The organism is Paraburkholderia sp. J67, assembly GCF_905220265.1.
Lineage (GTDB): Bacteria > Pseudomonadota > Gammaproteobacteria > Burkholderiales > Burkholderiaceae > Paraburkholderia.
The window spans coordinates 1-21339 of the sequence record NZ_CAJMZK010000017.1 but is presented as its reverse complement, the minus strand read 5'-3'; the positions used below and the strand labels follow the sequence as shown (position 1 = coordinate 21339).

Below are 21339 nucleotides of genomic sequence, written 5' to 3'. Positions count from 1 at the left end.
GGAACCGCTCAAGGACTTATATAAGGGCGCCGGATAGACGCTTTATGAATTCTAGCATAGCACACGCCAGAAACCGCCAGTGGAGCCCAAAGGCATGTTTCAGCATGTTTTTCGGGCGCGTGTTGTCGATGGACAACATGAGCGCCCGCGCATTCTAGCGTGCGCGCGCTGTACGCGCATCCTGTATTCGTTATTTGAATCGGATGCAGCCGGGGAGTGTGACCGCCCGGCCGTGCACAGCAGGCACGCAGTGCTTTTTACAGGTGGCTGTCCAGGAACGCGGTGAGCTGCGACTTCGAGAGTGCGCCGACCTTTTGCGCCGCAACGGCGCCGTTCTTGAAGAGGATCAGCGTCGGGATGCCGCGCACGCCAAACTTCACCGGCGTCGATTGATGCTCGTCGACGTTGATCTTCGCGATTTGCAGACGATCGCCGTAGTCTTTTGCGACCTCGTCGAGAATCGGCGCGATCATTTTGCAGGGGCCGCACCATTCGGCCCAGAAGTCCAGCAGCACGGGCTTATCGGATTTCACGACGTCCTGTTCGAACGATGCGTCGCTGATGTGCTTGATTTGTTCGCTCATTGTCTAAATACCTCTTTCGGATCGAGGCTGATTGAATTGCTCGCCACGATACACCAAAACTCAAAATAGTTCCGGGGATGCCCCGCTTGCGCCGGGCGAATCCGGATCCGCTCGCCAAGGCTTCCCTGACGAAGGTCGCCGCCAGTTTAGCCTAAATCCCTATGCGTTGCCGACGGTGATAGTACGCATATCGTCAGCAGGGTTTCCCGCCGGTTTCCCCGTAAATTTGCGCCAGATTCCCGTGTGAAGGCTACGACGATCGTGCGCGAATTTCATGCCGCATCGCTGTGACTGTGTGCGTTCGCATGCATTCCCTGATCTCGATATGGTGCCCCGGCGCGGGTTTGCAAGGGCTCGCCGGACGGGGCCCGCAAGGGAAATTGCACGCGAATTCGAAGAGTTTTGCAGTGCGGCATTCTCAAGAAGGGCGATCCAGTGTTAGAATGCTTCGTGACGGGCCTCCTCGCATGGTGGGGCGGTCAACCTGGTCAGGTCGGGAACGAAGCAGCCACAGCCGTTTTCCGCCAGTGCCGAGGGTCAGGCTCGTCACCTTCAATTTTCTTCCGCTGTATTTCCTTCGCTTTATCCCCAGGTGATCCGCAGTGTGCGCCGTGAATGTCGCCGGCAGCGCTCGCGCGTTTGCGCCTGGCCAAACGCTGTCTCTTCGCATGGCTGCGCACGTGTTGCGACAGGTCTCCCAATGCGCCGCTGCGCAAGGCGATTGCCGCTTTCCGATTCATCGGAGCGCGCGGGCGTTGCTGATACAATTTCCAGATGACCTATCAAGTTCTCGCACGCAAGTGGCGACCGAAGGATTTCGCTTCGCTCGTCGGACAGGAGCACGTGGTGCGCGCGCTCACGCATGCGCTCGACGGTGGCCGTCTCCATCACGCGTATCTCTTTACGGGCACGCGCGGCGTGGGCAAGACGACGCTCTCGCGCATCTTCGCCAAGGCGCTCAATTGCGAGACTGGCGTGACGTCGAAGCCGTGCGGCGTGTGTCGCGCGTGCCGGGAAATCGACGAGGGCCGTTTCGTCGATTACGTCGAAATGGATGCGGCGAGCAACCGCGGTGTCGATGAAATGGCCGCGCTGCTCGAGCGCGCTGTTTATGCGCCGGTGGATGCGCGCTTCAAGGTCTACATGATCGACGAAGTGCACATGCTCACGAACCACGCCTTCAACGCGATGCTGAAGACGCTGGAAGAACCGCCGCCGCACGTCAAGTTCATTCTCGCGACCACCGATCCGCAGAAGATTCCGGTCACGGTCTTGTCGCGCTGCCTGCAGTTCAATCTGAAGCAGATGCCGGCGGGCAATATCGTCGAGCATCTCACGCACATTCTGGGTGAAGAAAAGGTCGAGTTCGAGCCGCAGGCGTTGCGCCTGCTCGCGCGCGCGGCCGACGGCTCGATGCGCGACGCGCTCTCGCTGACCGACCAGGCGATCGCCTATTCGGCCAATCAGGTGAGCGAAGAAGCCGTGCGAGGCATGCTCGGCGCGCTCGACCAGAGCTACCTGATTCGCCTGATCGACGCACTGGTCGCGGGCGACGGCGCCCAGGTGCTGGCGATCGCCGACGAAATGGCGCTGCGCAGTCTGTCGTTCTCGACCGCGTTGCAGGATCTCGCGAGTCTGTTCCATCGCATCGCATGGGCGCAGTTTGCGCCCGCGTCGGTACTCGACGAATGGCCCGAGGCCGACGATCTGCGTCGTTTCGCCCAGGCGCTGAGCCCGGAACAGGTCCAGCTTTTCTATCAGATCGCGACGCTCGGCCGCAGCGAGCTCGGTCTCGCGCCGGATGAATACGCAGGCTTCACCATGACGCTGCTGCGCATGCTGGCGTTCGAGCCGTCCGTGAGCGCGGGTAGCGTGGGTAGCGCGCCCGCGTCGAAACCGGCGGCTGCCGGGGCGGCACGTGCGCCAGCGGTGGCAGCGGCGGCGAGCGCTGCGCCAGTCGAGCGTGCGGTAGCGCCGAAGGCGCTTGCACCGGCGATGGCGCCGCGCGTCGAAGCGCCTGCGCCGAAGGTCGAAGTCGCGCCGTCTGCCGCAGTCGTGGCTGCTGCGCCCGCCGAGCCGCAAGCGCGCATTGTGCCGCCTTGGGAAGACGACGCCACTGCGACTCCGGAAGTGAGCGAGGCGAAGGTCGAGGAAGCGGCTCCGGTTGCCGCTGCTCCGGCTCCGGTCGTACAGCCCGTGCAGGAAGCTCCTCAAGACGCCCCGGTCGCATCGAACGCGCAGGTCGAAGCGGCTGCTGAACCCGTCATTGAAACCGCCGCAGAGGCGGCGTTCGAGCCCGCTGCGCCTTCCGGTCGCGGTGGTGCGAGCGCGGCGCTCGACGTGTTGCGCAACAAGGGCATGCGCATATCGCCCGATCGTGGTGCACGCGGTGCCGCTGCTTCATCGACTACGTCGGCGGCGCCCGCTGCGCAAAAGCCGGCCGCGCCGCGCATGGAAGTGAAGGTGCCGACGCCCGATCCCGCCCGCCGCGCCGCCGCAGCGCAGGAAGCGCAGGCGCGCCAGCCCGCGCGTCAGGCAAGCACCGCACAGGACGCTTCGGGTGCGCCGCCGTGGGATGACATTCCGCCTGACGACTACGTGCCGCTTGGCGCCGACGATGCCTATTTCTCGTCGTCCGACGATGGCTTCGCGCCTGCCTACGGCAACGAGTCCGCCGCGCCGCGTGCCGCCGCGCCCGCAGCCTCCTCGGCGGCCGTGGTCGACGTGAGCAAGCTGCCGCCGGGCATTGCGCTCGACGCGATCGGCTTCACGGGCGACTGGCCCGCGCTTGCCGCCACGCTGCCGCTCAAGGGCATCTCGTATCAGCTCGCGTTCAACAGCGAACTAACCGCGCTCGACGGCGGTGTGCTCAAACTAAGCGTGCCGGTGCCGCAGTACGCGGAAGCTTCGCAGGTCGCCAAGCTCAAGGCTGCGCTCGCGGAAAGCCTCGGCAAGCCGGTCGAGCTCGACGTGACGGTTGGTCCCGCGCGCCGCACGGCAGCCGCGCTCGACGCCGCCGCGCGCGCCGAGCGCCAGCGCGACGCCGAACGCGAGATCGGCACCGATCCGTTCGTGCAGCAACTGATTCGCGACTTCGGCGCGAGCATCGTGCCCGGCTCGATCCGGCCGGTCGCGTCCGAAGCCGCGCAGGGCGGCAGCCAGGCCGCCCATTGAATTGCGTCGCGCGGCGCCACGGTGCCGCGCGCGCGAGTGATATACCTGAATCACCATGATCCAGAAGGAGCAGTGAAATGTTGAAAGGCCAACTCGGCGGGCTCATGAAGCAAGCCCAGCAGATGCAGGAAAACATGAAGAAGATGCAGGAGCAGCTTGCCCTCATCGAAGTCGAGGGTCAGGCGGGCGCCGGTCTCGTCAAGGTGACGATGACGTGCCGCAATGACGTGCGTCGCGTGTCGATCGATCCGAGCCTGCTCGCCGACGACAAGGACATGCTCGAAGACCTCGTCGCCGCTGCGTTCAACGACGCCGTGCGCAAGGCCGAAGCCACGTCGCAGGAAAAGATGAGCGGCATGACCGCCGGCCTGCCGATTCCGCCGGGCTTCAAGCTGCCGTTCTAAGGCACGCGCGCCGCACGGCCCGAAGGCCACGCGGCGCCTGGCGCGCGACGGTCCGCGAGGCCGTCGCGCGCTTTCCGTGCTGGCTTTTCGCGTTTGTGTTGCGCGTGTATCTTCCCGCGTATGTCCCTCGCGTATGTCTCTCGTTTCGCCACGCTGAATCCGCATGAAACAACCTTCCGCCCTGGCGGCGCTCGTCGAGGCGCTGCGCATCCTGCCCGGCGTCGGGCCGAAGTCGGCGCAGCGCATGGCCTATCACCTCATGCAGCACGATCGCGACGGCGCCGAAAAGCTCGGCCAGGCGCTGCTATTCGCGACCGATCACCTGAAGCATTGCGAGAAGTGCAACACCTTCACGGAAGCTCAGGTCTGCGAAACATGTCTCGATGAAGAGCGCGATCCCACGCTGCTCTGTGTCGTCGAAACCCCCGCCGATCAGATCATGCTCGAACAGACCATGACCTGGCGCGGCCTGTATTTCGTGCTGATGGGACATCTGAGCCCGCTCGATGGCATCGGCCCCAAAGAGATCCATTTCGATCGCCTCGTGAAGCGTGCCACCGACGGCATCGTCAAGGAGGTCGTGCTCGCGACCAATTTCACGAACGAAGGCGAGGCCACGGCGCATTATCTCGGCCAGACGCTCAAGGCGCGCGGGCTCGCCGTGACGCGTCTCGCGCGCGGCGTGCCGGTGGGCGGCGAACTCGAATACGTCGACGCGGGCACTATTGCGCGCGCCATGCTCGACCGCCGCTCGATGTAACGCTACGGCGCAACTGCACTATCGCGCTCGGCTGGGCGCATCAATCGAACAACACGACAGGAGACCCATGAGCGCAGCCCCTTTCCCCGAGTCCTCGAACGATAGCGCCAGCGGCACGAAGGCCGCCGGCCCGCTCGCGGGCGTGAAAGTGCTCGAACTGGGCACGCTGATCGCGGGTCCGTTCGCGGCGCGCTTTCTTGGCGAGTTCGGTGCCGAAGTCATCAAGATCGAAGATCCGAAGGGCGGCGATCCGCTGCGCAAATGGCGCAAGCTCTGGCCGGAGGCGGGCGGCACGTCGCTCTGGTGGGCCGTACAGGCGCGCAACAAGAAGTCGGTGACGGTCAATCTCAAGGCCGAAGAGGGCAAGGAGATCGTGCGGCGCCTCGCGAAGGAAGCCGATATCGTCGTCGAGAACTTCCGGCCCGGTCTGCTCGAAAAGCTGGGCCTGGGCTATGACGTGCTCTCGAAAGAGAATCCCGGCCTCGTGATGGTGCGTCTCTCGGGCTATGGCCAGACCGGGCCGTATCGCGATCGCCCGGGCTTTGGCGCGATTGCCGAATCGATGGGCGGCCTGCGCCACATCACCGGCTATCCCGAACTGCCGCCGCCGCGTATCGGCATTTCGATCGGCGATTCGATCGCGGCGCTGCATGGCGTGATCGGCGCGATGATGGCGCTCCATCACCGCAACATGAACGGCGGCAGCGGCCAGATCGTCGATGTCGCGCTGTACGAAGCCGTGTTCAACATGATGGAGAGCGTGGTGCCCGAGTACGGCGTCTATGGCATGGTGCGCGAGCGCACCGGCGCGTCGCTGCCGGGCATCGTGCCGTCGAATACGTATCCGTGCCGCGATGGCAGCATCGTGATCGGCGGCAATAGCGATCCCATCTTCAAACGCCTGATGATGGCGATCGATCGCGCCGATCTCGCCAACGATCCGGCGCTCGCGCACAACGATGGCCGCGTGCCGCGTACGGAAGAAATCGATGGTGCGATCGCCGCGTGGCTGTCGACGCGCACTATCGACGAAGCGCTCGACGTGCTCAATGCCGCCGATGTGCCCGCGGGCCGCATCTACAGCGCGGCCGATATGTTCACCGATCCGCAGTTCGCCGCGCGTCAGATGATCCAGCAATTCCGCTGGCAGAAGCCCGGCCAGGAGAGCGGCGAGGGGATCGACATCGCCCTGCCCGGGGTCACGCCGAAGCTCTCGGCAACCCCCGGCGACACGCGCTGGCTCGGCCCGGAACTGGGCGAGCATACCGATGAGGTGCTGCTAACGCTCGGCTATGACGCCGATCACATCGCACGGTTGCGCGCGCAACAAATCGTCTAGCGCGCTCCGAGCCGCTTTTATCGATCGCTAAAAAACAAAGGCTCGCACATGGCGAGCCTTTGTCATTGGTCGACCGGAGCGTTATTTAAGGCTCGATCACGATCTTGCCCGTTACCTTGCGCGAGGCCATATCCTTGAGCGCCTGCGCCGTATCGGCGAGCTTGTAGCGCTTCGAGACGTAGGGCTTGAGCTTGCCTTCGCCGATCCAGCCCACCATCTGTGCAAACGCGGCCGCATTGTGTTGCGGCTCGCGGCGTGCGTAATCGCCCCAGAACACGCCAACGAGGCTCGCGCCCTTGAGTAGCGCCAGGTTGAGCGGCAGCTTGGGAATCTCGCCGTTGGCGAAGCCGACCACCAGATAACGGCCGCGCCAGCCGATGCTACGGAACGCGGGCTCTGCGTAAATGCCGCCGACCGGATCGTAGATCACGTCGGGACCCTTGCCGTCGGTGAGCGCCTTGATGCGCTCGCGCAGGTCCTCGGTGCTGTAGTTGATGGTGGCATCGGCGCCGAAACGGCGGCACACGTCGAGCTTTTCGTCGCTCGATGCCGCGGCGATCACGCGCGCGCCGAGCACCTTGCCGATCTCAACCGCCGCGAGACCCACGCCACCTGCCGCGCCGAGCACGAGCATCGTCTCGCCAGCCTTGAGCGCCGCGCGATCGACCACGGCGTGATGCGACGTGCCATAGGCGAGCGTGAAAGCGGCAGCCGTCGAGAAGTCGGCGGCATCGGGCAGCGGCACGCAGGCCGAGGCGTCGGCGATCGCCTGCTCGGCGAAGCCGCCATTGCCCACGTACGCCACGACGCGCGTGCCCGGCGCATACTTCACGCCTTCGCCCACGGCGCGCACGATGCCCGCGACTTCCGCGCCCGGCGTGAAGGGCAACGGCGGCTTGGCCTGGTACTTGTTCTCGATGATGAGGACGTCGGGGAAGTTCACGGCGGCCGCCTTCACGTCGATCACCACCTGGCCTGGGCCAGGCACGAGGTCGGGCAGATTCTCAAGCGTGAGCGTGTCGGGCGGGCCGAACTGGTTGCAACGGATTGCGCGCATCGTGTCTCCTGTCGTTTTACGTCGGTCATGGATTCGGCTTGAGCGTCACAGTGTACGGCAATCCGCAGCAATTCGAACGGTCGTGCGTTTATTTTCGCGTACACAGCGTGTCCATTGCGAATGAGGCGGCGTGCGGATCGATGTCCGAAAGCCTGTGGGAATCAGGCGTGCAGCTTGTCGTAAAGCACGCCACCAGAACGCGTAGCGGAGCGGCTTCCCTGTCGTTCGTCTGCCTTCTTTCCTCGGTTACAATCGGCTGATGCGAATACTACTCAGCAACGACGACGGCTATCTTGCGCCCGGCATCGCCGCGCTCTACGAAGCGCTCAAGCCGCTCGGCGAGATCACGGTGATGGCGCCCGAGCAAAATTGCAGCGCCGCCTCGAACTCGCTTACGCTATCGCGCCCGCTTTCGGTGCTGCGCTCGGCGAGCACCGGTTTCTACTACGTCAACGGCACGCCCACCGACTCGGTGCATATCGCGCTGACCGGCATGCTCGATCACCGGCCCGATCTCGTGGTGTCCGGTATCAACAACGGCCAGAACATGGGTGAGGACACGCTCTACTCGGGCACGGTCGCCGCGGCCACCGAAGGCATCATGTTCGGCGTGCCGGCCATCGCGTTTTCGCTCGTCGACAAGGACTGGGTGCACCTCGATTCCGCTGCGCGAGTCGCCGCCGACATCGTCGCGCATTACCTGGCCAACCCGTTGCCGGGGAATCCGCTGCTGAACGTCAACATCCCGAACCTGCCTTACGAAGAGATGGGTGAATGGCGCGTCACGCGCCTGGGCAAGCGCCATCCTTCGCAGCCGGTGATCCGCCAGACCAATCCGCGCGGCGAGCCGATCTACTGGATCGGCCCCTCGGGCAGCGCACGCGATGCGAGCGAGGGCACGGATTTCCACGCGGTGTCGAACGGCCAGGTGTCGATCACGCCGCTGCAACTCGACCTGACTCACACGCAGATGTTGCCGGCGACGCACGACTGGGTGCGTCAGGGCGGCAGCACTTCATGACGGGCGAGCGCACGAAGCGTTTCCCGCTGGGCCTCGCGGATCTCGTGCGCGAGCCGCGCCGCCGCGACGATGTGCGTCCCGGCGAAACGCGCGCGACGCTCGCGGGCAAACCGGGTGCGAAGCTGGCCGCGAAAGGCACGGCGATTGCGACAACACCCGGCGTGCGTTCGGCTGCAACCGCGGCAAACGCGGGTGTTGTGAAAGCCGCGAAGGCGCCCGGCATGCCGCATACGGCGGCGTCGCCCGCGCGCAAGTCCGGTGTGCCGCGTGCCGATCTTTCTGGCCGCGCCGCCCAAACGTTTTCGCCTGCGGCGTCGATCGCGAATTCAGCGACTGCGCGTAACGCGCAAGCGCGTCCGGGCACGACGCCGCGTGCCGGTGTAGCGCCCAGTGCGGGTGCGCCGGGCGTCGCGCTCAACGGTGCGCTCGCACTGACGTCGGAACGGGTTCGCGAACGGATGGTCGAACGCCTGCGTGCGAACGGCGTGAGCGATGCGCGGGTGCTTCAGGCGCTCGCGGGCGTGCCGCGCCACATGTTCGTCGACCCCGGCCTCGCGGCCCAGGCCTACGAAGATGCGGCGTTGCCGATCGGCCACCACCAGACCATCTCGAAGCCCTCGGTGGTCGCCCGTATGCTGGAACTCGCGGGCGCGGGCCGCGAACTGGATCGCGTGCTCGAAATCGGCACGGGCTGCGGCTATCAGGCCGCGGTGCTGAGCCGGCTCGCACGCGATGTGTATTCGATTGAACGCATCAAGCCGTTATACGAGCGCGCAAAGACGAACCTGCGGCCGCTGCGTATCCCGAACATCCGCTTGCATTACGGCGACGGACGGCTCGGTATGCCGTCGTCGGCGCCGTTCGACGCGATCGTGATCGCTGCCGCCGGCTTCGACGTGCCGCAGGCGCTGCTCGAGCAACTCGCCATCGGCGGGCGCCTCGTGGCGCCGGTTGCGGAGCAGGGCGAAGCGACCCAGGTGCTCACGCTCGTGGAGCGTACGGGCCCTGCGCAGTGGCGGGAGTCGCGGCTTGATCGCGTTTTCTTTGTCCCTTTAAAATCTGGAGTGATCTGAAACCGATGAGTATGTTGCGCGCGATGCAAAGAAAACGCCTGAATATCGACCTGACCACAGCCCAACGCAGTGCTTCGGTCATCGCGCTCTGTCTGCTGACGGCTTGCGCGACGCGTCTCGATAACGCGCCCGTCGTGGACCGCACCGGAGCACTCGGCACGTCCGGCGCACAGCCGCCGGTGCCGCTCGGCCCGCCGCCTCCGGGATATTACCGGGTGAAGCCGGGCGATACTCTGTATAGGATTGCGCTCGAAAACGGTCAGAACTACCGCGACATCGCCGCGTGGAACAATCTCACCAATCCGAACCAGATCGAAGTGGATCAGTTGCTGCGTGTCGTGCCGCCGGGTGCGAGCAACGCCGCTGCGTACACGCCGGGCGTCGTCACCGCGCCGGTGCCGGGCATGGCAACGGCGGGCGCGCAGCCGGGCGCTTCGCCCGCGATGCCGCCGATGATCGGCTCGGGTGCGAACGCGGGCTCCACGCCGCCGGCCGTCGTGCCGCCGCAGGCGAGCGGCAGCGACATGGCCGCCGCGCCTGCGGGCAACGTCGCGCTGACGTGGCCGGTGCGCGGTCCGGTGCTCAATGGCTTCGACGATTCGAAGAACAAGGGCATCAATATTGGCGGTGCGCCGGGCGAGTCCGTCAAGGCCGCAGGCGATGGCCGCGTGGTTTATGCCGGAAATGGGCTGCGCGGTTACGGCAATCTCATTATCATCAAGCATGACGCGACGTTCTTGACCGCGTACGCACACAATCGAGCTTTGATGGTAAAAGAGGGAGATGCTGTCACCAAGGGCCAGAAAATCGCCGAAATGGGTAATACTGACTCGGACCGCGTGATGCTGCATTTCGAAGTACGCCGTCAGGGCAAGCCCGTCGACCCACTGAAGTACTTGCCGCCGCAATAAAGCGAGCCGACCATGCCGAAATCGAAGCGCCGTCTGCAGCAATCCGAGTCTGACAGTCAAGCCGCCCAGGTTTCGGTGGAGGACGGCGCTGCGCCCGCCGAAGAGGAAGAGCTCGACGGGGCGCGCGATCAGGACGATCGCGAAGATCGCGACGCCGGCTCGGAAGAGGGTGGTGGGCGCGAAGGCGAAGAAACTGCGGAAGCGCCGTCCGACGCGGACGACTTCCGCGCGATCCTCCAGGCCGAACTCACGGCCGACACCATCCAGCATTATCTGAACCGGATCAGCGTGAAGCCGCTGCTCACCGTCGAGGAAGAGCAGCGCTACTCGCGTCTGGCGAAGGCGGGCGAATTCGAGGCTCGCCAGGTGATGATCGAGCGCAATTTGCGTCTCGTGGTGTCGATCGCGAAGGGCTATCTGAATCGCGGCGTGCCGCTGCTCGATCTGATCGAAGAGGGCAATCTCGGCCTCATGCACGCGATCGAGAAGTTCGATCCCACGCGTGGTTTCCGTTTTTCGACCTACGCGACCTGGTGGATCCGTCAGAGCATCGAGCGCGCGATCATGAACCAGGCGCGCACGGTGCGTTTGCCCGTGCACGTGATCCGTGAACTCAACCAGGTGCTGCGCGCCAAGCGTCATCTGGAAAAGAATTCCCTGAATGCCGATGCGGCGTCGGAGCGGCGCGATGCGAGCATCGACGACATCGCCTATCTCACCGGCAAGACCACCGAGGAAGTCACCGACATCCTCGCGCTCAACGAGCACACCGCCTCGCTCGATGCGCCGCTCGATCTCGACCCCGCGAGCAGCCTGCTCGACCTGCTGTCCGACGACCAGAGCCAGTCGCCCGACGCCGAAGTGCAGCACCGCGAGCTGGAAACGCTCACGCGTGCGTGGCTTGGCCGGCTCTCGGACAAGCATCGCCATGTCATCGAACGGCGCTTTGGCCTGAACCATATCGAGCCCGCCACGCTCGAAGAGCTGGCCGACGAAATGGGCCTCACCCGCGAGCGCGTGCGGCAGATCCAGCAGGAAGCGCTGGTGCGCCTCAAGCGCTTTTTCGCCTCGAACGGCGTGCGCAAGGACGCCGTTCTCTAAACTCGCCGCTTGTCCCGGCGTTCATCTGAATGACAGTACCCGTACTTGTATTCGACATCGAGACCATTCCCGATGTCGACGGCATTCGCCGTCTTGAAGACCTGCCCGCTTCGCTCAGCGACGCCGAAGTGGCCGAACATGCGTTCGCCGCGCGCCGTGAGAAAACCGGCGGCGATTTTCTGCCGCATCATCTTCAGCGCGTCGCCGCGATTTCCTGCGTGTTCCGCGACGGCCAGGGCTTTCGCGTGCGCTCGCTCGGCACGCCCGAAGATGGCGAAGCGAAGCTGATCGACTCGTTCTACCGCACCATCGAAAAGTACACGCCGCAACTCGTGTCGTGGAATGGTGGCGGCTTCGACCTGCCGGTGTTGCACTATCGCGCGCTGGTGCACGGCATCCGCGCGGTGCGCTACTGGGAGCTGGGCGAAGAAGATCGCGACTTCAAGTGGAACAACTACATCAGCCGCTATCACTCGCGTCATACCGACCTGATGGACCTGCTTGCGATGTACCAGGCGCGTGCCAATGCGCCGTTGGATGCGCTTGCGAAGCTGTGCGGTTTTCCGGGCAAGCTCGGCATGGATGGCGGCCAGGTGTGGACGGCGTTCCAGCAAGGGAAAATCGAGGAAATTCGCAACTACTGCGAAACCGACGTGGTCAACACGTATCTGCTCTATTGCCGCTTCCAGAAAATGCGCGGTGGATTTACCGAGCGCGAATACGACGACGAAATCACCTTCGTCAAGCAGACGCTCGCGGGCGAGTCGGCGCCGCATTGGGCCGAGTATCTGAAGGCGTTCGGCGACGCGGAATAAGCGTGGGTTCGTATGGCGTTCAGGCGAGTTCCAGCACGATAGGCTGGTGATCCGAAGCTTGCGTGACGCCATCGATTTCGCAGTGTTTCAGGCGAGTGCGCAGGTCCTCCGTGACGAACGCGAAGTCGCAGGTCATCGCGCCCTCTGACCATTGCACGGTGTCGTACACGCCGGCAGTGGGCGGCGGCGTCGCACCGGGATGCAGCGTGCTCCAGGCGTCGATGAAGGCAGGGCTGTCCGTAAGCGGCGCGAGCATGCGCGCATAGGCTGTGCTGCCCCAGGCGCTGTTGAAGTCCCCACACACGATGGCGCTAACCGGGCGTGAACTGCGCGCGAACGGACCTTCGTCGCTCTCGGCGGGTGCCGGATGCGCCGCGTGTGCCGCGGCTTCTTGCTGCAAGCGCCGCAATTCGTCGACCTGTGCAAGCCGTTGACGCTCCGAGTAAAACTCCAGATGCGTGACGAGCACGCGCAGCGCACCGCCTGGCGCGTCGAGCACGGCTTCAAGCGCCACGCGCTGCATCGAGGGCGCGGCCGGATCGGCGGGCCAGGGCAGCAGATGGCGGAAGACCTGTCTGACAGGCAGGCGCGTGGCGAGGGCATTGCCGAACTGCCGGCGCAGCGCGGATCGTCCCGTACTTGCTGCCGCAGGTTGCGCTCCCAGGTCGGCACCGATCGCTTCGATGATGGTGTAGCCGGGCAGCAGTGCTGCGAGTTCGGCGAACTGGTCGTTACCGGGGCCGCCCGGTAGCGCATGAAAGCCGCGCGTGATCTCCTGCAGGCACAACACGTCGAAATCAGCGAGGCCCCGCGCTTGCCGCACGGTGCGCGCGAGATCCACGACGCCCGCCGCGTCGCGGCCCCATTGAACGTTCCAGCTGATGAGCTTCATGGCAGTCCGTCTCGAGCATGAGTCGAACGACGGCCGGCCGGAGCGCGGTTGCGAAGTGTTATCGGCGCGTCGTCGTGTAGTCCGAAGCATGATAGGCCACGCCTTGATCGGCCGTCGCGCGCGTCATTTCGAGGTTGCAGTTGCCTCGTTCGGTTGCCACCACGGCCTGACGCCGGAAGTACACCGCGAAGAGCACATTGCCGTAGTCGCCGAGAGCATATTGATAGCATTCGTTGCCGTTCGCGCCGCGCACGCGGTCGGGCGGCCCAATGCGGGCGATGACGTCGTTTTGCGCCATGCCGCGCGTGACGGACGCCATCGACACTTCGGGGGCCGGGGTGGGCGAAGATACGCAGGCGCTCAAGCCGAGCGTGGTCGCAGCGAGCGCGATACAAAGCACTTTGTTCATGCGGGTTCTCAAGATCGTGATGAAGGGCTTACCTGTACGCGCATGGGGTGGCGCCGCCTATCGGACGGTTCCCAAAACACGCTGCCTGGTAATCCGAAGCGTCGCCACGGCGGCGCAGGGCGCTATGCGCCGCTCAATCGAAAATCAGGCGGACAATGAGATAAATCAGGCCGATCATCAAAATCGGGCTGCCAATGAGTGCGGCAGCGACGATATACGACTGGCGCCGTGCGGCGCGCTCGCGAGGTAACGCTTCGAGATAGGGCGCGAGAAAGACGACGGCGACGCAGAGCGCCCCCAATGCGATCACAAAGCCGGTAGTGGAAAAAAGCGTGTCCATGATGTCGGGTCCTTGGCGTCGGCCTTGCATGACACGACGCGAGGAACATCGTACTGACGGACGTCGTAGGAGTAGATCGGACTTATCTGAAAGTGAGGCAACGGACAGACCGCGAGGCCGCGCGCGTTCTGGCCCGATGTACGCTTGAGGAGGCGCGCGCCGAATCGACTACAATCTCGCCTTCGCCTAAAAAATCCACCCCACTGTCTGTCAGGAATTCGCTGGTGTCCCAAGCTGCCCCCGACCCTCAAGCCGAAACTGTCCGCGCCGAGTCCGCTGCGGCCCTGCCCACGCCCACGAAGAAGCGCAGCAAGCGCGAGCGTCGCGCGGAGAAGCGCGCCGCCGTCGAGGCGTCGGTCGCTCATGCCCCGATTCTGGAAATCGAGTCGCTCGACATGGAGGCGCGCGGTGTCGGCCGTACCGTCACCGAAACGGGCGAGCCGGGCAAGGTGATCTTCGTCGAAGGCGCATTGCCGGGCGAGCGTGTCACTTATTTGAGCTATCGCAAGAAGCCGACCTTCGAGCAGGCCCAGGTCGTCAACGTGCTGCGCGAGAGCGCGATTCGTACCAAACCGCAATGCGCGTACTTCGGCACGTGCGGCGGCTGCTCGATGCAGCATCTGGACGTGCGCGCACAGATCGCCGTCAAGCAGCGCGTGCTCGAGGACAATCTCACGCACATTTCCAAGGTGCGCTCGGAGACGATGTTCCGCCCGATTCACGGGCCGTCCTGGGGCTATCGCTATCGTGCGCGCCTGACGGTGCGCAATGTGCCGAAGAAGGGCGGCGTGCTGGTGGGCTTCCACGAGCGCAAGAGCAGCTACGTGGCCGACATGACGAGCTGCGAAGTGTTGCCGCCGAATGTCTCGGCGATGCTGGTGCCGCTGCGTCATCTGGTCTCGTCGCTGTCGATCAGCGATCGCTTGCCGCAGATCGAGCTGGCCGTCGGTTCGAGCGTCACGGCGCTGGTGCTGCGCATTCTGGAGCCGCTGACCGCCGCGGACGAAGACCAGCTGCGCGCATTCGCCGACGAGCACAATGTTCAGTTCTGGCTCCAGCCCAAGGGGCCGGACACGGTGTTCCCGTTCTATCCGCTCGACAAGCCGCTCGACTACACGCTGCCGGAATTCAACATCCGCATGCCGTTCAAGCCGACCGACTTCACCCAGGTCAATCACCAGATCAACCGCGTGCTGGTGGGCCGCGCGCTGCGTCTGCTCGCGCCGGAACCGGGCGACCGTGTGCTCGACCTGTTCTGCGGCATCGGCAACTTCACGCTGCCGCTCGCGCGTCTGTCGCGCGAAGTGGTGGGGATCGAAGGCAGCGAGCAACTGACGACGCGCGCGCTCGAAAACGCGCGTGAGAACGGCGTGGACGGCCATACCTCGTTCGCGTGCCGCAACCTGTTCGAAGTGACCGCCGACGATATCCGCGCGCTCGGCCATTTCGACAAGTACCTGATCGACCCGCCGCGCGAAGGCGCGTTCGCCGTGTCGCAGGCGCTGGCCGAGATCGCGCAGAGCGGCAACGGTCCGCTGCCCAAACGCATCGTCTACGTGTCGTGCAGCCCGGGCACGCTCGCGCGTGACGCCGGCGTGCTCGTCAATGAAGCCGGTTATCGCCTGAAGGGCGCGGGCGTGGTCAACATGTTCCCGCATACCTCGCACGTCGAATCGATCGCGCTGTTCGAGCGCGACTGAGTCGGGCGGCGCTCCGTCGGGCGGCGCTCCGTTGGAGCGCCGTCGAATCCAGTGTGAACGGCCGCCGCGGTCTGCGCGGCGCAAAAAAAATGCCACGGAGAAAACTCCGTGGCATTTTGCTTTTGACCGCCGTGTTCAGCGGTCAACGGCGGCGCTCAGGCGGCCATTACCAGATTTGCCACCACGACTTGGCTTCCTTGCCGGGGCGCGCGTGACCGGTGATGTACGGGCTGTCCGGGAAGGTCGCAGCCAGCACGCGGCGCGTGTCGTCGGCGAGTTGCGGCTGATCCAGCTTCTGATACGACAGGATCATGATGTGCAGGGCGTCCTCGATCGCGGGCGCGCTCTTGTACTCCGTGATCGCGAGCTGCGCGCGGTTGATGGCCGCCACGTAGGCGCCGCGACGATAGTAGTAGTCGGCCGCGTGCACTTCGTGCGAGGCGAGGGCGTTGACGATGTAGCGCATACGCTGCGCCGCATCCGGCGCGTACTTGCTTTGCGGATACTTGTCGACCACCATCTTGAAGGCGTCGTAGGACTCGCGCAGCGACTTCGGATCGCGCTCGCTCATGTCCTGGCCCGAGAAGCGGCCGAACAGACCCAGATCGTCGTTGAAGTGGATCATGCCCTTGAGGTAGTACGCGTAGGCGATGTCCGGGTGATCCGGGTGCAGCTGGATAAAGCGGTTGATCGCCTGGTCGGCGGCGTCGTTCTCGTTATCCTTCCAGTCGCAGTAGGCCACGTTGATCTGTGCCTGCTGGGCGAAGTGGCCGAACGGATCGCGGCCTTCGAGCTGTTCGAAGTACTTGGCGCACTTGCCCCAATCGCCGCCGGATAGCGCGTCCTGAGCCTCCGTATATAATTTGTTGTTATTCCACGTTGCCGTTTCGTCGGTTTTTTCCGGCAGGCCGTGGCAGGCAGCCACCACGGTGAGCGCAACGCCGCATGCGGCAACCCGGATGATGTTGCCAATCTTGCCGAGCGTTTGCATGTGCGCGGCGCGCACTGCGTTTCGGGCCGCTGCATAGTCGGCCAGTTTCGTAATCGTGTTCAAGGCTCGCATTTATCCCAGTCCAGCTTCAGGTCCACAGGTGACCCAGACTCAATGACCCGTTCAGTTATTCCGGGGGCCGGCGCTCCCGGCGCCCAAAACAGCATCAGCGATTATAGCCTGGGCGATGTGCCCAATGACGCAGCGGCCCATGAGCCGCTTGATGACGATTTGTTTGCAGGCGATTACACGCCCATCGCCGGCGGGGCGCCCCGCACGCGCGTCGCACGTGAAGATCAGGAAGCCCGACGTGCTGAAGTTCCCGACGAACTCGCGGGTGAGCGGCTCGACAAGGTGCTCGCCAAGCTGTTCCCCGAGTTTTCGCGCAACCGCCTGCAAAGCTGGATCGAGGCGCAGCGCGTGCTGCTGGACGGCAAGCCCGCGAAGATCCGCCAACCGGTGCCGCTGGGCGCCGTGATCGAACTCGTACCCGATCTGCTGCCCGAACAGCTCGCTTTCACGCCGGAGCCCGTGCCGCTCGACATCGTCTACGAGGACGACGCCATCGTCGTCATCAACAAGCCTGCGGGGATCGTCGTGCATCCGGCGGCCGGCAACTGGAGCGGCACCATCCTCAACGGTCTGCTGCATCGTTACGGCGAGGCGGCCGCGGGCTTGCCGCGCGCAGGCATCGTGCACCGGCTCGACAAGGAGACCTCGGGGCTGATGGTCGTGGCGCGCACGCTCGAAGCGCAGACCGATCTGGTGCGCCAGTTGCAGGCGCGCACCGTGAAGCGCCGTTACCTCGCGCTGGTGTGGGGCAACATGCCCGAGAAAGGCACGATCGACGCGCCGATCGGTCGCGATTCGCGCGAGCGCACCCGCATGACGGTGGTCAAGGGTGCATCCGGGAAGCCGGCGCGCACGCATTACCGCCGCGTCGACAAGACGCTCTGGCATAACCAGCCCGTGAGCGCGATCCATTGCGACCTGGAAACGGGCCGCACCCACCAGATTCGCGTGCATTGCGCTCATATCGGTCATCCGTTGCTGGGCGACCCGGTCTACGGGCACGCGCGCGGCAAGCGTTCGGTTGCTGCGCTGCCTGACGGCTTTGCGCGCCAGGCGCTGCACGCGTGGCGCCTCGGCCTGATCCACCCCGTGACGGGCCGCGCGATGCAATGGCGCGCCGAGGTCCCGGACGATATGGATGCGTTGATCGAAGCGCTCGGGTTTGGCGGCGACGAGGATGAGAGCGAGCACGCCTTCGACGACGAGATGTTCGATAGCGCCTACACGGACGAAGGCTACGTGATCGGCAGCGACGAGGACGATTACGCCGACGAAAACGACGAGGAAGGCGAAGACGAAGACGACGATCAGGACCACGAGGACAAGTCCGCATGACGATCTGTCCGGAACTGACTTCCGCCGATCTGCTGCACCCTGAGTGGGACGTCGCGCCGCGCGTGCGCGCGATCGTGACGACCCGCAATGGCGGCGTGAGCGCGCCGCCGTTCGGCCGTTGGCAAGCCGGTGCGGTCGGTGGCGTGGCGGGCAGTGAAACGGGCGAGGGCGTGGATCTGCCGTGCGGGCTGAATCTAGGCCGGATGTCGGGTGACGACCTCGAGCATGTCGAGGCCAATCGCGCGCGGCTGCTGGCATACGCGGGCGTGCCCGCGGCCTGGCTCAAGCAGATTCACGGGCCGGTGGTCGTCGATGCGGCCGAAGCGCTCGCCGCCGCCCGCGCGGGCACGCCACTCGAAGCCGACGCGAGCGTGACCGACCAGCCCGGCATCGCCTGCACGGTGATGGTCGCCGACTGCATGCCGGTGCTGCTTTGTGATGGCGCGGGCCGTGCGGTCGGTGCCGCGCATGCGGGCTGGCGCGGCCTCGCTTCCGGCGTTATCGAAACGACGGCGCAGCGGGTGGCCGCGCTCGCGGGTTGCGCGACGAGCGAGCTGCACGCGTACCTCGGTCCGGCTATCGGCCCGACGGCGTTCGAGGTGGGGGCAGACGTGCGTGACGCGTTCATGACGCATGCGCAGAATGTCGGTGGCGCACAACGCGCGGCGACCGACGCTGCCTTCGTGCCGCGTCCCGAGGCGCCTGGCAAGTATCTCGCCGACCTGGGCGCGCTCGCGCATCTGCGTCTTGGCGAACTCGGCATCACGCACATCAGTGGCGGCGGGATGTGCACTTTCACCGACCGCGCGCGTTTCTACTCCTATCGCCGCGAGCCCGTGACGGGCCGCATGGCCGCGCTCATCTGGCTCGAACCCTGAGTCATTCCGCGGTTTTTCGCTGCGGGGCACACCGCCTCGCAGCGCGTTTCTGGCGTGATTTTGCTGCGCTGCACCGTTGACCGTAAGTCACGGCCTTCCATGCAGCGCGAATCAGATCGGCGCTTTCCACATTGCACTGCAAGCACCTGCGCGCACGGATCTTTTTCCGTGTCGCGCCGGTTCGTCCTGCGTGCGCGCCAGACGTGAGTCAGAACGCATCGGGAAAACGATAATAAAAAAAATATCGCAGTGCGGCAAAATCGGGCACAAGCATTGACACGCTTTGCAGTGGGGAGCAAAAATGTCCCTCACCTACGGGACAGGACGCACCGGGCGCAAGACAGTGGCGCGCCTTGCGCGTTCCACCTGCCTCTCAACCAGTCCTCCGGGACACATCGGTCAAAAGCAGGCATGACGGCATCTCAACGTTCCACGACATCCCCGGGTGGGGGCGCTTCAACCCACGGTGCACAGTCTTTCATTCCGAATTTCACGCCGGACGCCGCCGGCATGCAGCAAATGCTCGACGCATGGACGCAGGCCTGGCGCAACGCCATGAATGCTGCGCAACAATCGGGCGCGCAGCAGTGGGGGCAGGCGCTGGGTCAGCCCTCTGCTCAACTGGGTGCATTCTGGCCCGGGGTGCCGGGCGCAGCGGGTACGCCCAACGGCGCCGCGAATCCGGCCCAGGCCGCGCAAGCGATGTTCGGCGCCGCCATGAATCCCGCCGCGATGCAATCGGCTTTTGGCGCCTTCGAGGCGTTCAAGCTGCCCTCGGCCTCGATCGAGCCGAACCGGCTTCAGCATTTGCAGGCCGATTATTCGCGCGACGCGATGGAGCTACTGCGCGAAGCCTCGGCTGCCACGCCGAAGGCGCCGGAACTCAAGGACCGCCGCTTCAGCTCCGATGCGTGGAAAGCCACGCCGGCCTACGCCTTTACGGCGGCCTGGTATCTGCTGAATGCGCGTTACCTGCACGAAATGGTCGACGCCCTCGACACCGACCCGAAGACGCGCGAACGTATCCGCTTCGCCGTGCAGCAGTGGACGGCCGCCGCCTCGCCCAGCAACTTCCTCGCACTCAACCCCGACGCGCAGAACGCCTTGCTGGAAAGCCACGGCGAAAGCCTGCGTCAGGGCGTGATGAACCTGCTCGGCGACATGTCGCGCGGCAAGATTTCGCAGACCGACGAATCGCGTTTCGTGGTGGGTCGCAATCTTGCGACCACGGAAGGCTCGGTGGTCTTCGAGAACGAACTGTTCCAGCTGATCCAGTACAAGCCGCGCACGCCGACCGTGCGCGAGCGGCCGCTCCTGATCGTGCCGCCCTGCATCAACAAGTACTACATCCTCGACCTGCAGCCCGAGAATTCGCTCGTTGCCTACGCGCTGGAGCAGGGCCAGCAGGTGTTCCTCGTCTCCTGGCATAACGGCGATGCGTCGATTGCCGACAAATCCTGGGACGACTACACCGAAGACGGCGTGCTGCGCGCCATCGACACCGTGCGCAGCATCAGCGGGCGCGAGCAGATCAATACGCTCGGCTTCTGCGTCGGCGGCACGCTGCTCGCCACCGCGCTGGCCGTGGCGGCGGCGCGTGGCGAACATCCGGCCTCGTCGTTGACCTTGCTCACGGCGATGCTCGATTTTTCCGATACGGGCGTGCTCGACGTGTTCGTCGACGAAGCCCACGTGCAGATGCGCGAGCAGACCATCGGCGGCAAGAACGGCGGCACGCCGGGCCTGATGCGCGGCATGGAGTTCGCGAATACGTTCTCGTTCCTGCGCCCGAACGATCTGGTCTGGAACTACGTCGTCGACAACTACCTCAAGGGCCGCACGCCCGCCGCGTTCGATCTGCTCTACTGGAACAGCGACTCGACGAGCCTGCCGGGCCCGATGTACGCGTGGTATCTGCGCAATACCTACCTCGAGAACAAGCTGCGCGAGCCGGGCGCGTTGACGGTGTGCGGCGAAGAGGTCGATCTTTCACGCATCGACGTGCCGACCTTTATCTACGGCTCGCGCGAGGACCATATCGTGCCGTGGCGTACGGCGTACGCGTCGGTGCCGCTGCTGTCCGGGCCGCTCAAGTTCGTGCTGGGCGCGTCGGGCCACATTGCCGGCGTGATCAATCCGGCATCGAAGAACAAGCGCAGTTACTGGACATTCGATACCGAAGCGAAGCATCTGCCCGAGGAAGCCGACGACTGGTTCGGCGCGGCCGAGGAAAAACCGGGCAGCTGGTGGCCGACGTGGGCCGAATGGCTCGACCAGTTCGGCGGCAAGAAGGTCAAGCCGAGTGCCGAGGCGGGATCGGCGGAATTCCCCGCGATCGAACCGGCGCCGGGGCGCTACGTCCAGCAGCGCGAGTGATAGCGATCACCGGCGCCGTGACAGCCAATATGCAGTGACACGCAGTAGCAGGTTTTGTGTTTTTAACTTGACGGGCAAAGCATCTCTCGCGATTTCGCGTAGCCCTG

General features: G+C 64.9%; 19 protein-coding genes and 1 other RNA gene. 14 read left to right on the top strand and 6 right to left on the bottom strand.

Translation table 11 applies throughout. The features are described from left to right. Positions 1-257: 257 nt before the first annotated feature. The gene (gene trxA, locus U5782_RS26045; protein WP_027797264.1) at positions 258-584 is read right to left on the bottom strand and encodes a thioredoxin TrxA; all 327 of its coding nucleotides are present in this window, start codon (positions 582-584) and stop codon (positions 258-260) included. A gap of 452 nt (positions 585-1036) precedes the next feature. Between trxA and ffs the strand changes: the two genes are divergently transcribed. The 5 genes from ffs to U5782_RS26020 all read left to right on the top strand — a co-directional run bounded on the left by ffs (position 1037) and on the right by U5782_RS26020 (position 6261). Beyond that, positions 1037-1135, top strand: an RNA gene (gene ffs / locus U5782_RS26040) — signal recognition particle sRNA small type. Between the two features lie 223 nt (positions 1136-1358). Beyond that, complete coding sequence (locus tag U5782_RS26035) at positions 1359-3758, top strand: DNA polymerase III subunit gamma/tau (protein WP_322046780.1); 2400 nt, start codon at positions 1359-1361, stop codon at positions 3756-3758. 77 nt (positions 3759-3835) lie between these two features. Next, positions 3836-4162 (top strand): YbaB/EbfC family nucleoid-associated protein, encoded by a 327-nt coding sequence (locus U5782_RS26030; RefSeq protein ID WP_322046779.1) that lies wholly within the window; start codon positions 3836-3838, stop codon positions 4160-4162. 163 nt (positions 4163-4325) lie between these two features. After that, positions 4326-4922 (top strand): recombination mediator RecR, encoded by a 597-nt coding sequence (recR, locus tag U5782_RS26025; protein WP_322046778.1) that lies wholly within the window; start codon positions 4326-4328, stop codon positions 4920-4922. 67 nt (positions 4923-4989) lie between these two features. After that, positions 4990-6261, top strand: coding sequence for a CaiB/BaiF CoA-transferase family protein (locus tag U5782_RS26020; protein WP_322046777.1), 1272 nt, complete (start codon positions 4990-4992; stop codon positions 6259-6261). An 85-nt stretch (positions 6262-6346) separates the two neighbouring features. On the opposite strand, the gene U5782_RS26015 is transcribed toward U5782_RS26020, so the two are convergent. Further along, the gene (locus tag U5782_RS26015; protein WP_322046776.1) at positions 6347-7318 is read right to left on the bottom strand and encodes an NADPH:quinone oxidoreductase family protein; all 972 of its coding nucleotides are present in this window, start codon (positions 7316-7318) and stop codon (positions 6347-6349) included. A gap of 259 nt (positions 7319-7577) precedes the next feature. Here U5782_RS26015 and surE point away from each other — a divergent pair, with 259 nt between their 5' ends. From surE to U5782_RS25990, 5 genes are read left to right on the top strand one after another with little or no spacing between them, the layout of a single operon-like run. Beyond that, the gene (surE, locus tag U5782_RS26010; protein ID WP_322046775.1) at positions 7578-8339 is read left to right on the top strand and encodes a 5'/3'-nucleotidase SurE; all 762 of its coding nucleotides are present in this window, start codon (positions 7578-7580) and stop codon (positions 8337-8339) included. Next, positions 8336-9412, top strand: a complete 1077-nt coding sequence (locus U5782_RS26005; RefSeq protein ID WP_322046774.1) for a protein-L-isoaspartate(D-aspartate) O-methyltransferase — start codon at positions 8336-8338, stop codon at positions 9410-9412. Before surE ends, U5782_RS26005 begins: the two co-directional genes overlap by 4 nt. 5 nt (positions 9413-9417) lie before the next feature. Next, positions 9418-10323: a peptidoglycan DD-metalloendopeptidase family protein gene (locus U5782_RS26000; RefSeq protein ID WP_322046773.1), complete on the top strand. Its 906-nt coding sequence runs from the start codon at positions 9418-9420 to the stop codon at positions 10321-10323. A 12-nt stretch (positions 10324-10335) separates the two neighbouring features. After that, a complete protein-coding gene (gene rpoS / locus U5782_RS25995) occupies positions 10336-11424 on the top strand; it encodes an RNA polymerase sigma factor RpoS (protein WP_322046772.1) in 1089 nt (362 codons plus the stop codon). A gap of 29 nt (positions 11425-11453) precedes the next feature. Next, on the top strand, positions 11454-12239 hold the full coding sequence (locus U5782_RS25990) for a 3'-5' exonuclease (RefSeq protein ID WP_322046771.1): 786 nt from the start codon (positions 11454-11456) through the stop codon (positions 12237-12239). A gap of 19 nt (positions 12240-12258) precedes the next feature. On the opposite strand, the gene U5782_RS25985 is transcribed toward U5782_RS25990, so the two are convergent. The 3 genes from U5782_RS25985 to U5782_RS25975 form a co-directional block, all read right to left on the bottom strand. Beyond that, positions 12259-13131 carry an endonuclease/exonuclease/phosphatase family protein gene (locus U5782_RS25985; RefSeq protein ID WP_322046770.1) on the bottom strand — a complete coding sequence of 291 codons (873 nt, stop codon included), beginning with the start codon at positions 13129-13131 and terminating at the stop codon, positions 12259-12261. Positions 13132-13189: 58 nt separating this feature from the next. Beyond that, positions 13190-13540, bottom strand: coding sequence for a hypothetical protein (locus U5782_RS25980; protein ID WP_322046769.1), 351 nt, complete (start codon positions 13538-13540; stop codon positions 13190-13192). 133 nt (positions 13541-13673) lie between these two features. Next, positions 13674-13880 (bottom strand): hypothetical protein, encoded by a 207-nt coding sequence (locus U5782_RS25975; RefSeq protein WP_322046768.1) that lies wholly within the window; start codon positions 13878-13880, stop codon positions 13674-13676. 395 nt (positions 13881-14275) lie between these two features. Between U5782_RS25975 and rlmD the strand changes: the two genes are divergently transcribed. Continuing rightward, positions 14276-15580, top strand: a complete 1305-nt coding sequence (rlmD, locus tag U5782_RS25970; RefSeq protein WP_415914412.1) for a 23S rRNA (uracil(1939)-C(5))-methyltransferase RlmD — start codon at positions 14276-14278, stop codon at positions 15578-15580. A gap of 166 nt (positions 15581-15746) precedes the next feature. Here the strand turns inward: rlmD and U5782_RS25965 are convergent, their stop codons facing one another. Continuing rightward, positions 15747-16643 carry an outer membrane protein assembly factor BamD gene (locus U5782_RS25965; protein WP_322046766.1) on the bottom strand — a complete coding sequence of 299 codons (897 nt, stop codon included), beginning with the start codon at positions 16641-16643 and terminating at the stop codon, positions 15747-15749. A 42-nt stretch (positions 16644-16685) separates the two neighbouring features. Between U5782_RS25965 and U5782_RS25960 the strand changes: the two genes are divergently transcribed. The 3 genes from U5782_RS25960 (at position 16686) to phaC (ending at position 21232) form a co-directional block, all read left to right on the top strand. Beyond that, positions 16686-17978 carry an RluA family pseudouridine synthase gene (locus tag U5782_RS25960; protein WP_322046765.1) on the top strand — a complete coding sequence of 431 codons (1293 nt, stop codon included), beginning with the start codon at positions 16686-16688 and terminating at the stop codon, positions 17976-17978. Next, positions 17975-18856, top strand: a complete 882-nt coding sequence (gene pgeF / locus U5782_RS25955) for a peptidoglycan editing factor PgeF (protein ID WP_322046764.1) — start codon at positions 17975-17977, stop codon at positions 18854-18856. The genes U5782_RS25960 and pgeF overlap by 4 nt, the downstream gene beginning before the upstream one ends. Before the next feature lie 411 nt (positions 18857-19267). Then, positions 19268-21232 (top strand): class I poly(R)-hydroxyalkanoic acid synthase, encoded by a 1965-nt coding sequence (gene phaC, locus U5782_RS25950; protein WP_415914409.1) that lies wholly within the window; start codon positions 19268-19270, stop codon positions 21230-21232. Positions 21233-21339 lie beyond the last annotated feature (107 nt).